Origin of the sequence: Bacillus massiliigorillae (assembly GCF_000380245.2) — a bacterium.
In the GTDB taxonomy this organism is placed as follows: domain Bacteria; phylum Bacillota; class Bacilli; order Bacillales; family DSM-1321; genus Bacillus_AD; species Bacillus_AD massiliigorillae.
The window spans coordinates 2,366,278-2,378,843 of record NZ_HG428741.1 but is presented as its reverse complement, the minus strand read 5'-3'; the positions used below and the strand labels follow the sequence as shown (position 1 = coordinate 2,378,843).

Here is a 12,566-nt window from a genome sequence, read left to right as displayed (position 1 = left end):
TGTAATAATTTGGAGAATATTAACAGTAGGAAAGGAGAGTAATGCATAATGTTGTTTAAAAGCAGCAATAAACGACGACTGTTTATTAATAATCAAAGAATAGAAGTCGAAATTGATCAAACGGCAGTAGGTGATTTTATAGCTAGGGCTAATTTTGCAGGAAAATATGAACTGGCTGTAGGGCGTAATCAAGATCAAGAAGTTGCTAAAGAGATATGTATTAAAAAATTATTTGATACTGTTAAGAATAGTGATTCGTCAAAAAATAAAAAACAGTATTGCTAATTTTTTTCATTTGTTATAGAATACCAATTAATTAAATTTTTACATGATTATAATAAAAGCAATGATAAGGACTTGAGTTACTTTTTACGGTTTACAGAGAGGGAAGGATTGCTGAAAACTTCCTAACGCAGAGGAGTATCTTACCACCTTTTGAGCTGTATTGGAGAAAATAAGTATCCAATACCGAATATGCTACGTTACAGCACCAAAGCCATAAGTTGCAGGTTTTCTTATGGGAAATTGGGTGGAACCACGAGCAAACACACTCGTCCCTTGTATGAGGGATGAGTGTGTTTTTTGTTTAATAAAAAAATAAAAGCGATGATGAGGACAAGAATTATTCTTTACGGTTTACAGAGAGGGAAGAAATGCTGAGACTTCCTAGCTTAGGAAAATAATTTACCACCTTATGAGCTGTATTGGGGAAAACAAGTATCCAATACCGTGCATGCTACGTTACAGCACCAAAGCCATAAGTTACAAGTCTACTTATGGGGAAATTGGGTGGAACCACGAGTAAACGCACTCGTCCCTTGTATGAGGGATGAGTGTGTTTTTTTATATTTAAAACTATAAGGAGTGTTTGAATTATGAATGAAAATGTGATTACAATTATTTTTCCTGATGGGAATGTAAAGCAATATGAGAAGGGAATTACAGTATGTGAAGTAGCTGAATCGATTTCATCAAGTTTGAGAAAGAAAGCTGTGGTAGCAAAAGTAAATCAACAGCTTGTGGATTTAAACTTCAGAGTAGAACAGGATGCTGACTTATCAATTTATACGCTGGATTCTGAAGAAGGTCAGCAAGTTTTGCGACATTCTGCAGCTCATATTATGGCGCAGGCAGTTGAAAGAATCTTTGGTCATGTGAAATTTGGGATAGGACCAGTGATAGATAATGGATTTTATTATGATTTTAAGTTAGAAAAAAACTTGTCTAATGACGATTTAGTCGTTATCGAAAAAGAAATGGAGAACATCATAAATGAAGATTTGATATTCAAGAGAATTGACGTTTCATTTAAAGAAGCAGAACAGTTTTTTGAACGTAAAGGTGATCAATATAAGTTAGAAATATTGCAAAGTATACCTAAAGGTGAAAGGATTTTACTCTATCAACAAGGTGAATTTATCGACCTTTGTCGAGGACCTCATTTACCGTCTACATCTTATTTAAAAGCTTTCAAATTAACTCGTGTCGCAGGTGCATATTGGCGAGGGAATAGTGAGAATGAAGTACTTCAACGAGTATATGGAGTAGCGTTTGAAAAGAAAAAAGACTTAAATGATTATTTGCATTTCCTGGAGGAAGCAGCTAAACGGGATCACCGTAAGCTTGGGAAGAAACTAGAATTATTTATGTTTTCAGAGGAAGCACCTGGCATGCCATTTTACTTACCGAAAGGACAAATCATACGGAATGAATTAGAAAGCTTCTCTCGTGAGCTGCAAAATAAAGCATATTATGAAGAGGTTCGAACTCCGTTTATGATGAATCAAAGACTTTGGGAAAATTCGGGACACTGGGATCATTATCATGAGAATATGTATTTTTCAGAAGTGGATTCTATGAAGTTTGCAATGAAACCTATGAATTGTCCTGGTCACATGCTTATTTTTAAAAACAATTTATATTCATATAGAGATTTGCCAGTTCGTTTCGCTGAGTTTGGTCAGGTCCATCGTCATGAATATAGTGGTGCATTAAATGGTTTGTTGCGTGTTCGTACATTTTGTCAAGATGATGCTCATATATTTGTTCGAGAAGATCAAATTGAGAGTGAAATTCAGCAAGTGTTTCATTTGATTGATGAAGTATATCGTACTTTTGGTTTTGAATATACTGTGGAGCTTTCTACTCGACCAGAGGATTCTTTAGGTGATGATCAACTTTGGGAAGCCTCTGAAACTGCATTGGAAAATGTATTGAAGAATTTAGGCATAGCATACTCATTAAATGAAGGTGATGGGGCCTTTTATGGACCAAAGATAGACTTTCATATTAAGGATGCACTGGGTAGAAGTCATCAATGTGCAACAATTCAACTTGATTTTCAAATGCCAATTAAATTCGATTTATCCTATATCAATGAAAATAATGAAAGAATTCGTCCTGTGGTGATTCATAGAGCAATTTATGGCTCAATTGATCGTTTCCTTGGAATACTTATTGAACATTTTGCAGGAGCTTTCCCTATTTGGATTGCACCAGTTCAAGTTCAAATTATTCCTGTATCTAACGTTCATTTGGCATATTGTATAACTGTTCGAAATGAACTAAAAAAAGTAGGAATTAGGGTGAAGATTGATGACCAAAATGAAAAGTTAGGATATAAAATAAGAGAGGCACAGATGCAAAAAATACCATTCATGCTTGTTCTTGGGGACCATGAAATGAAACAAGGTACTGTTAATGTTAGAAAATACGGAGAGAAAGAATCATCCAGTGATTCAATAATTGCTTTTCAAGATAAAGTAGTTCGACTTATAAATCATCGTAGCATTCGTTAAAATAATCAACTATAGAGAGGTTATCCAAATAGGAATTTATTATCTGTTTGGATGCCTTTACATGTATTTAAAGTTTTTAAGTTATATGAAATAACCTTTAAGGGTGGGACTAGTTTTATTTAGCAATATTGGTAGAAATGAAACAAAAATATCACTTTATATATTAAGAAAATGACTTTCTCATGCATACGAATAAATAGTTTTATTAGGATACCTTTTTTAGAATATAGATGCTTTAACTGTTTTGTATCTCCATGTATCGAATTAGTAAATAGTCTAATCGAAAAGTAGATAGAGTTCATATATTAGCATAACTAATATTGTAAATTACAACGAAGGTAGGTGTGTATGAATGACGGTACAAATCTTGATAAATAAATCTATAAATCGTATGGGATTAGTACATCCAGTGGTAAAAGATACTGCTATTGAATTGGTGAAAAGAGCATATAAAGAAGGTATATATGTGCTCATAACAGATGGCTATAGAAGTTACGAAGAACAAGCAAAGTTGTACGGAAAGGGGCGTAATTCATATATATACAAAGGAACGGAATATGGCGATCCTAAAAGTCTAATCGTGTCAAATGCAAAACCAGGAAGTTCTAATCACAATTTTGGTCTAGCAATTGATTATGTTTTAGCAAATGCAGATGCTACTGAAGTATATTATACCGTAAATGATAAATATAAGAGAGTAGCGGCAATAGCCAAAACACTTGGTTTTACTTGGGGAGGAGATTGGAGTTCATTTAAAGACTATCCTCATCTTGAAATGATGGGAGGATTGAAAAAAGAAGATTTACAAAATGGTAAGCGTCCCAGTTTAGCGATAAACTTTACACCAACAGTCATTCAAGAGGAGAAAAAAGATCCTAATAAGATAGTAAATAAAAAATTAGTGAATTTTAATCCATCAAATGAAGAATTCTTCAATGCTACTTCAAAAGTGCTAAAACGATTTGAAGAAAAAAGCGTACATGGTGAGAAGGCAATTAGTTCAATTCATAGAGAAAAGTTATTGAATAGAGAACTTTCTTTAGACGATGCGATTGGAATATTATATGTAGCTTTAGAAAGAGGATTAATCATAGGCCCGAAAGAGAGTAAATAATGTAGACCATGGAAGCTATTTACCATGAAAGTTGGAAAGGGACAAGTTCTATAAAATCTAAAATATTGTGATATAATTATTATGTTTTCACTATTTATCATGCAAATAGGAGTTAGAAATGGCCAAATTTATTAAAATATCATCCGAAAAAATATTTAGTATGATTATAGCTTTTTTCATGACAGGGATTGTTTACTTAGTATTAGTAGGTATTGCTGAAGGCTTCGGAGCTATGTTTGCTACTGGTTTGGGTAACATGTTTCTCATGGCAATGGTTGCAATCATCTATGTTAGTCCTGCGGTTATCTTTGTAGGAATTCCTATCTCCTTTTTAGCCGATTTTTTTGCAAATAAGGCTTCTAAACACCAAGTTGCTATTAAATTAGGTGTTTATATTGTACTAGTAGTTTTAATAGCTTTAATAGTTAAGTTATTGAATATACAAGGGACGAGTGCAATGCTTGTCTTACAATTAGGTTTAGCAAGTGCAATAGGCTTCTGGTGTGGAGAACTTCTATTCAGTAGAATAATTAAAATTCTAATAGAGAAAAAGATAATAAAGTTCTCTAGTAATGAATTAAAGTAAAAGAATTATCGACTCTTACCGAGTAAAGCATCAATTTATGTAATTATGTAAAAGGCAGAACTATTTACTTTGCAAGCGACTGCAAGTAAATAGTTCTGCCTTTTTATTAGGAGCATTATTAATGAATTTCTCTATACAAACCAATTACTTTTCCTAGAATTGATACACTTTCAAGAATAATTGGTTGAAGAGAAGAGTTTTCAGGTTGTAAACGGAAATAATTATTTTCTTTGAAGAAACGTTTCACAGTCGCTTCGTTATCTTCTGTCATTGCCACAACTATATCACCATTTTGTGCATTTTGTTGCTGGCGAACAATGACATAATCCCCGTTAAAAATCCCAGCTTCAATCATACTATCGCCTACGATTTCAAGCATAAATACTTGTTGGTCGTAACTAGCTAAATGTTCTGGAAGAGGAAAGTATTCTTCAACATTTTCAATCGCTGTAATAGGCTGACCAGCTGTTACTTTACCTAGCAATGGAACATTTACTACTTTTCTTTTTGGAATAAATGATTCTTCCTCTAATTCTAGTATTTCAATCGCGCGTGGTTTCGTAGGATCTCTTCTTATTAAACCTTTTGCTTCGAGACGAGCTAAATGTCCGTGTACAGTTGAACTTGAAGCTAAACCAACTGCTTCTCCAATCTCCCTAACGGACGGGGGATAACCTTTTGTTTTTACTTCTTGCTTTATAAAGTCAAGAATATCTTGTTGCCGTTTTGATATCTTATTCATTGATACACCCCATCTCTTTCTATTATTACATAAATTATAACATGCAATTTTTGGGTAGACAAACATATGTTTGAATGTTTTTATTTCATTTGAAAAATAAAAAAACAGAACATACGCTCTTGACTAGAAACAAATGTTCGTATTATAATTCAAGTATCAAAAAAACGAACAAATATTCGCATAGTAGAAGGAGACGAATGTAATGAGAAATTTTGTTGTGAAGAATAGTTATTCCTTACTGTTTTTAGGACTTATTGTAATGTTTTCTATAGTATGTTTATTTAAATATAGTGTTGATGATTCAGAAAATTATGTTGAGGTTACCGTTGTTCAAGGGGATTCTCTTTGGGGAATTGCCAAGAAATACAATTATGATAATATAAATACTACACAGTTGGTCTCTCATTTAGAGAAGTTAAATAATATAAATGGAGATTCTCTAAAAATTGGTGATGTTATACTTGTTCCGGTTAAAGAAGGTAAAGAAAAGTATTTAACAATGAGCAATAACTAGAATGTAGAGGCTTATTCGTAATGTGAGAGGTAGTAATATTTAATGAAACGAGCGGTTATTTATTGTAGAGTAAGTACTGATAAGGAAGCTCAAGAAAGCTCCTTACAAAGACAAGAACAAGAATTGTTGGCTTTAGCTGACGATTTGCGACTTGATGTAGTTAAAGTGATTAAAGAGAAAGAAAGCGGCTTTGAATTGAATCGTGATGGTGTGTTTGAATTGCTAGAATGTATTAAAGAGCAAAGTATAGACGTTGTTTTAATCCAAGATGAAACAAGGCTTGGTAGAGGTAATGCCAAAATAGCGTTATTACATTTCTTGATGAAAGAAGGCGTACAATTATTCACTTATACGCATAAAGGAGAAATGGAGCTATCAGATGCTGATTCAATGGTATTACAAATTGTTGGCATTGTAGAAGAGTATCAACGGAAATTACATAATATGAAGATTAGCAGAGGGATGAAGAAAGCTATTGATAATGGTTATCGTCCTGAAAAAAATATAAAAAATAGAGATCAATCTAAAGGACCCGAAAAGAAAAAGGTACCAATCGAAGAGATTATTCGTCTTCGAGAAAATGATTTAACTTTTGCTGATATAGCGGCTACATTAAGAGGGTTTGGATATAATGTTTCAAAAGCTACTGTTAATAGAAGATACTTGGAGTATATTGAAACGTTATCGAAAGAAGAAGAGAACTAATGCTTGCTACATTGGTTATTTTCTTATAACATGACAATATTAAGATGAAAAGTAAGAAGGAGCGTTTCTAATGTTGTCAAAAGAAAAAATAGCTCGTATTAATGAGCTTGCTAATAAATCAAAGTCAGAGGGGTTAACTCCTGCAGAAGCAAAAGAACAAACACAACTAAGAGGTGAGTATTTACGAACTTTTAGAAAGTCTATGGCTAATACGATTGAAAATATGACAATCATCGATCCTGAAGGAAATGATGTAACTCCTGATCGAGTAAAAAAAATCAAAGAGAATAATAAAAGATTACATTAAGACAAATAATAAAGGATGCTAAATAATAGCATCCTTTTTTTGTGAAATTTAGACATTTTTTCAGAAAAAATATAACATTTTAATTATTAGTTCTTTTTTATATTGTCTTTCTTTTATAAGATAGATAATATAAATAAGAACAAACGAACTTATGAAAGGGAGTATCACATTTTGAAAAAAGTAGATGAACTGTCCATTAACTCCATACGAACATTGTCAATTGATGCAATTGAAAAGGCAAACTCAGGTCATCCTGGTATGCCAATGGGAGCTGCGCCAATGGCATATACGTTATGGACAAAATACATGAATCACAATCCTAAAAATCCAGATTGGTTTAATAGAGACCGTTTTGTATTATCAGCAGGACACGGGTCTATGCTTTTATATAGTCTATTACATTTATCAGGTTATGGTTTAACAATTGAAGATTTGAAAGATTTCCGTCAATGGGGTAGTAAAACACCAGGTCATCCAGAGTATAAACATACTGTAGGTGTAGAAGCTACAACAGGGCCATTAGGACAAGGGATTTCAATGGCTGTAGGTATGGCAATGGCTGAACGTCATTTAGCAGCTACTTATAATAGAGATGAATATAATGTTGTTGATCATTTTACATATACAATTTGTGGTGATGGCGACTTAATGGAAGGTGTTTCTGCCGAGGCTTCTTCACTAGCAGGACATTTAAAACTAGGACGTCTTGTTGTTTTATATGATTCAAACGATATCTCATTAGATGGTGATTTAAACCAAGCGTTTAGTGAAAGTATTGAAGAAAGATATAAAGCATACGGATGGCAATATATTAAAGTTAATGATGGAAATGATATTGAAGAGCTATCTAAAGCAATTGAAATGGCTAAGCAAGATACAGAGAGACCAACAATGGTTGAAGTGAAAACTGTTATTGGTTACGGTTCACCAAATCGTGCAGGCAAATCGGATGCGCATGGTATGCCTCTAGGTGCTGATGAATTGAAATTAACAAAAGAAGCATACAAATGGACTTTTGAAGAAGATTTCCATGTTCCAAACGAAGTGTATGCTCATTTTGAATCTGCAGTTGTTGAAGCAGGTCAAGATAAAGAAGCTGAATGGGATAAGAAATTTGATGCGTACAAGGAACAATATCCTGAACTAGCACAAGAATTACTGGATGCTATTAATAACGTATTACCTGAAGGATGGGATTCTGCAATCCCTGTATACGAAGAAGGAAGTAGCTTAGCTTCTCGTGCTTCAAGTGGTGAAGTATTAAATGCTATTGCGAAAAATCTTCCATCATTCTTTGGTGGATCAGCAGATTTAGCTGGTTCAAATAAAACGATGATTAAAGGTACAGAAGACTTCTTACCAGGGCAATTTCAAGGTCGCAACATTTGGTTTGGAGTTCGTGAATTTGCAATGGGTGCTGCTTTAAATGGTATGGCATTGCATGGCGGATTAAAAGTTTACGGAGGTACATTCTTCGTATTCTCTGATTACTTACGTCCAGCGATTCGTCTATCAGCCTTAATGCAAGTACCTGTAACATATGTATTTACGCATGATAGTATTGCAGTTGGTGAAGATGGCCCTACACATGAACCAATTGAACAACTACCTTCATTACGCGCGATGCACGGTTTATCTGTTATTCGTCCAGCGGATGGTAATGAAACAGCTGCAGCATGGAAGCTTGCAATCGAATCAAATGATACACCAACAGTACTTGTTTTAACTAGACAAAACTTACCTACTTTAGCTCAATCAGCACAAGAGGCATATGAGGGTGTATCTAAAGGTGCATACACAGTTTCTCCTTCTGGAAAAGAAGAAGCTGATGCTTTATTATTGGCAACTGGTTCTGAAGTTTCATTAGCTATATCAGCTCAAAAGGCTCTAGCGAATGAAGGTATTAATGTTTCAGTTGTAAGTATGCCAGCTTGGGATCGTTTTGAAAAACAATCTCAAGAATATAAAGATTCGGTATTACCTCCATCTGTTACAAAACGACTTGGTATCGAAATGGCTGCATCGTTCGGTTGGCATAAATATGTTGGTAACGAAGGCGATGTTCTTTGTATCGATCAATGGGGCGCTTCTGCACCAGGAGAAGTTGTAATGGCGAAATACGGATTTACAACTGAAAATGTTGTTTCTAAAGTAAAAGCGTTACTACAAAAATAAGTAATTTGTTTTGATGAATTATTTGAAATTAAAAATCCTTGTCTTAAAAAGACAAGGATTTTTAATAAGGCATACCCAAATTTAGGCTCGACAAAACTAGTGGGTTTTTTTTACAGAAATCAGCAATTTCTTTATCATTTCCTTTATATACTTGGTCTAAAAGGGAATGATAGAGATGATAGAGAAAAGAAATTATCAAATCTATTTAATAGATGAACAAATAGTGGATTATTATATAAGCAGAGAGCGGATGTTTTTTGATTTATTTAATGATTATGCACACTCTAGAGGAGAGTATGCCCGCATTCTAGGAAAGCAGATAGACTATATCACAAAAAATATTCCAGTTAAGGAACTCAAACAAACATTTGAAGAGCAATTGTATTATAATAAGAGCATATATAATATGAACGGTTTGTATTATGTGCTCACAAAAGGGAAAAACCTAAAGATGAAGAGTTCAGCTCAATTAGAAATTCATAATAGAGTATTGCAAATCTCATCGGAAGGAAGCTATGATGCAGAGACGATTTTCTTTGAATGTTTACGCAAATGCGAGAATTGTTTTCTTGCAATTGACCTTGAACATGAACGTTATGGCTGGTTAAAACCAATTAAACAGAGAAATTTCATTTAAACAATACAAATTGTAAAATGAATATTGTATAATAACATGTGGTCTAGTACACTAATTAGTAGACAACTTGAAGGAGGAAATACTTATGTGGATTTACACTCTAGTTGGTCTTGTTGCCTTACTAGCAGGTATTGCAATCGGGTTTTTCATTGCACGTCGTTACATGATGAACTATTTGAAAAAGAACCCACCAATTAACGAGCAAATGTTACGCATGATGATGGCGCAAATGGGAATGAAACCATCACAAAAGAAAATCAATCAAATGATGCAAGCTATGAACAAGCAAACGAAATAATAAATCGCTTTATATCAAGGGTTTGAACGGTGTCGACATTATAACTGAAAGAGGTCAGAGTTGCTCTGGCTTAACTTTCGTTTCTTATATTTTAGCTCCATAAAACGCTTTTGGTTTAGTATTTCACAGATCATCTTTCTCGATGAAAAATCCATTGAGAAGGGTGGTCTTTTTCGTGTTAGTGGAAGATATGATAGAGGATTATTACTATTGTCAGTCTAGAAATTTTACTGAAGTGGCGTTGGAAAATAAGAGACAGGAATTGAAACAAGTTCTACTATATTTAAAAGAAAAGAAAAGAAAATGTCACAGAACATGAGAATGTTACGGCTCATGATCTAAAGGCTTATGTGCGTTTCAAGCAACAATTTGGTTTGAAACCTCAAAGTGTTGTTAGTATGTGGAAGATGGTTGCTGCATTTTTAAATTGGTGTCATAGGGAGGAGTATATAAAAAAATTATATCAAAATTCGATATGCCAAAGTTACCGAAAGTGGTGTTAAAGGACTTGATTATGATGAAATTACTAAAGTGATTGATGCTTTTTCATACAAATCTTATATAGAAGCTAGAAATAAATATATTGTCGCTATGCTTGCTGATTGTGGTTTACGAGCTATTGAAATTAGAACATTAAAAGCCAGTAACATTAGGGAGACTATGATCCTTGTTAATGGTAAAGGTAATTAAGAGAGGGTAATTAAGAGAGTTATGTATTCATTAAGTCCAGCATTAAAGCAAATTATGATTAAATATGATCGAATAATAAAAGAGTATTTTAAGGATCAGACGGTTAAAGATGTTACTTTTTTTTTCGTATCAGTGTAAGAGACTTTCTCGTGTTGCGCTGGAAAATGTCATTAAAGAAGTTGGTAAACGAGCAAATGTTATTGGTAAATTTTTCCCTTTCTATGCTGTCCGATGTTTGTTGAATGGTGTTGATTTACACTCATTAGCTAGGTTACTTGGTCATTCTGATATTTCTATTAACCAGCGTTATAAACTCGATGACTGAATCTCATCAACAGGATAAAGTTATTTCTGCTAGTCCTTTAATGAATAAAAAAAGAAAAAATGATACATGAGAAAAATAAAGCTATAATCGACTTTTGGGTTGAATTTTTCTTGCTTGAATTTTTCTGTAAAAAATATAGAAAAACGAAAAATAAACCAGCAAACAAACCGGTGTAATTATACACTGCTTTTCTTTTTAGATACATCTTACGTCCACCTATACATCTTTATATATATCCCACCATTTTTAGTTCCCACTTCTCATAATAAGGGGTGTCGTTTTTATTTATCTTTATATAGTTGTGTGGAGATTATGTCATAAGGTGAGTCGTTATGAATGATGAAATTCGAATAATATAAAACCTATTCTTATAGTGAAGGGTGTAAAACAATTATTTGATTGCTAACAAAATATATAAGTGGAGTTATTCATAATAAGTTGTAGCTTCTAGGTCGTTGGCTGTAATTACCTGTTGGATGGAATGGTTTATATGGAGTTGGGAGCTAGTGAACGTATCGCTGTTTCTTTCATAATGAAATTGGAATAAAGAAGGAAACTCTCTTTAAGAATATTAAAGGGTATGAAAATAATAGAGTTTGAATGATATATGTAAGCGGAAATAGTATTATTGCATTTATATGAGCGGCACAAGCCGCTCTTTATTTGTATTATTAATGATTTAGTTACAATATTTTGAATCATGCAAACGTGATTGGTGAAAGAATAACTCTAAAATGTACGTTTGCTATGATAAGAATGAATTCCATTTGGACGAATAAGATTTGAATTATTGGAATAGTAAAAAGTGGTTCATTTTTTATCATATTGAATTAGTAGAGCTACAATACATGAATGAATTAACTCTTAATGTTATAGTAATAAAAAATATTTTGAGTGCAATTTATAATGGTGGGTGTAAATAATGAAGAAAGCATTTGTGATAAGTGATATTCACGGCTGTTATGATCAGTTAATGATACTTTTAGAGCATTGGGATAAAGAAATGGAACTTGTTATTCTCGGTGATTTGATTGATAGGGGTGATAAATCACTGAAGGTTGTGCAGCAAATGATGAATCTTATAGAAACATATGGGGACAAGATAACCGTATTGAAAGGAAATCATGAAGATATGTTTCTGAATTTTCTTGATGATCCAATTGAGTGTGGCAGGATGTATGACATGGTTGGAGGTGGTGAGACGATCATAAGCTTTGTAGATGACTCATCGATTATGAAAAGAGACATTATAGATATTTCAAGAGTAGTACAACAAAAAGCAAGTCGAGAAGTAGCTTATATTAAAAAGTTACCTTTGTATTATGAATTTGGAGATGTCCTTTTTGTACATGCTGGCATTAATCCTTTGTTTTCTGATTGGAGAAACAGTTCAGAAAATGACTTTATGTGGGATAGAGAAATGATACGTCACAAAAATGAAACTGGGTTAACGATTGTATTTGGACATACTCCTACTCGGATGCTACGTGAGGATACTAATAATAATGATATTTGGGTAAGTAGAGATGGTAGTTATATAGGTATTGATGGCGGTTGTGTATTTGGTGGACAACTAAATGCAATTGTGATTAATGAGAAAGGTGTGATATTAGAGCATTATAGTGTGAAAGGATGATTCAACGAAGCTAGAACTATATCAAACATTTGAGTGAAT

Annotated in this window: 12 protein-coding genes and 2 other annotated features; of the genes, 11 read left to right on the top strand and 1 reads right to left on the bottom strand. The window is 33.3% G+C overall.

Annotated elements, in window-relative coordinates; genetic code table 11:
* The first annotated feature begins 48 nt into the window (after positions 1-48).
* The 4 genes from TX86_RS10980 (at position 49) to TX86_RS10965 (ending at position 4,498) form a co-directional block, all read left to right on the top strand.
* Entirely contained in the window at positions 49-285 is a 237-nt protein-coding gene (locus TX86_RS10980) for a hypothetical protein (RefSeq protein WP_042348790.1), read from the top strand.
* Positions 286-337: 52 nt separating this feature from the next.
* Positions 338-562: a binding site (T-box leader), on the top strand.
* A 35-nt stretch (positions 563-597) separates the two neighbouring features.
* Positions 598-822, top strand: a binding site (T-box leader).
* A 53-nt stretch (positions 823-875) separates the two neighbouring features.
* Positions 876-2,798 carry a threonine--tRNA ligase gene (gene thrS / locus TX86_RS10975; RefSeq protein WP_042348788.1) on the top strand — a complete coding sequence of 641 codons (1,923 nt, stop codon included), beginning with the start codon at positions 876-878 and terminating at the stop codon, positions 2,796-2,798.
* 352 nt (positions 2,799-3,150) lie between these two features.
* Positions 3,151-3,912: a M15 family metallopeptidase gene (locus TX86_RS25775; protein WP_052343641.1), complete on the top strand. Its 762-nt coding sequence runs from the start codon at positions 3,151-3,153 to the stop codon at positions 3,910-3,912.
* A 118-nt stretch (positions 3,913-4,030) separates the two neighbouring features.
* The gene (locus TX86_RS10965; protein WP_042348787.1) at positions 4,031-4,498 is read left to right on the top strand and encodes a hypothetical protein; all 468 of its coding nucleotides are present in this window, start codon (positions 4,031-4,033) and stop codon (positions 4,496-4,498) included.
* A gap of 118 nt (positions 4,499-4,616) precedes the next feature.
* On the opposite strand, the gene lexA is transcribed toward TX86_RS10965, so the two are convergent.
* A complete protein-coding gene (gene lexA, locus TX86_RS10960; protein ID WP_042348786.1) occupies positions 4,617-5,240 on the bottom strand; it encodes a transcriptional repressor LexA in 624 nt (207 codons plus the stop codon).
* A 202-nt stretch (positions 5,241-5,442) separates the two neighbouring features.
* Here lexA and yneA point away from each other — a divergent pair, with 202 nt between their 5' ends.
* The 7 genes from yneA to TX86_RS10920 all read left to right on the top strand — a co-directional run bounded on the left by yneA (position 5,443) and on the right by TX86_RS10920 (position 12,527).
* Positions 5,443-5,754: a cell division suppressor protein YneA gene (yneA, locus tag TX86_RS10955; protein ID WP_042348784.1), complete on the top strand. Its 312-nt coding sequence runs from the start codon at positions 5,443-5,445 to the stop codon at positions 5,752-5,754.
* A gap of 42 nt (positions 5,755-5,796) precedes the next feature.
* Positions 5,797-6,459 carry a YneB family resolvase-like protein gene (locus tag TX86_RS10950; protein WP_042348783.1) on the top strand — a complete coding sequence of 221 codons (663 nt, stop codon included), beginning with the start codon at positions 5,797-5,799 and terminating at the stop codon, positions 6,457-6,459.
* A 70-nt stretch (positions 6,460-6,529) separates the two neighbouring features.
* Positions 6,530-6,766, top strand: a complete 237-nt coding sequence (locus TX86_RS10945) for a DUF896 domain-containing protein (protein WP_042348781.1) — start codon at positions 6,530-6,532, stop codon at positions 6,764-6,766.
* A 171-nt stretch (positions 6,767-6,937) separates the two neighbouring features.
* Positions 6,938-8,941, top strand: a complete 2,004-nt coding sequence (gene tkt / locus TX86_RS10940) for a transketolase (protein ID WP_042348779.1) — start codon at positions 6,938-6,940, stop codon at positions 8,939-8,941.
* A 175-nt stretch (positions 8,942-9,116) separates the two neighbouring features.
* Complete coding sequence (gene sirA, locus TX86_RS10935) at positions 9,117-9,578, top strand: sporulation inhibitor of replication protein SirA (RefSeq protein WP_042348778.1); 462 nt, start codon at positions 9,117-9,119, stop codon at positions 9,576-9,578.
* An 85-nt stretch (positions 9,579-9,663) separates the two neighbouring features.
* Positions 9,664-9,876, top strand: a complete 213-nt coding sequence (locus tag TX86_RS10930) for a YneF family protein (RefSeq protein ID WP_439096762.1) — start codon at positions 9,664-9,666, stop codon at positions 9,874-9,876.
* A gap of 1,937 nt (positions 9,877-11,813) precedes the next feature.
* Complete coding sequence (locus tag TX86_RS10920) at positions 11,814-12,527, top strand: metallophosphoesterase family protein (RefSeq protein WP_042348777.1); 714 nt, start codon at positions 11,814-11,816, stop codon at positions 12,525-12,527.
* Positions 12,528-12,566 lie beyond the last annotated feature (39 nt).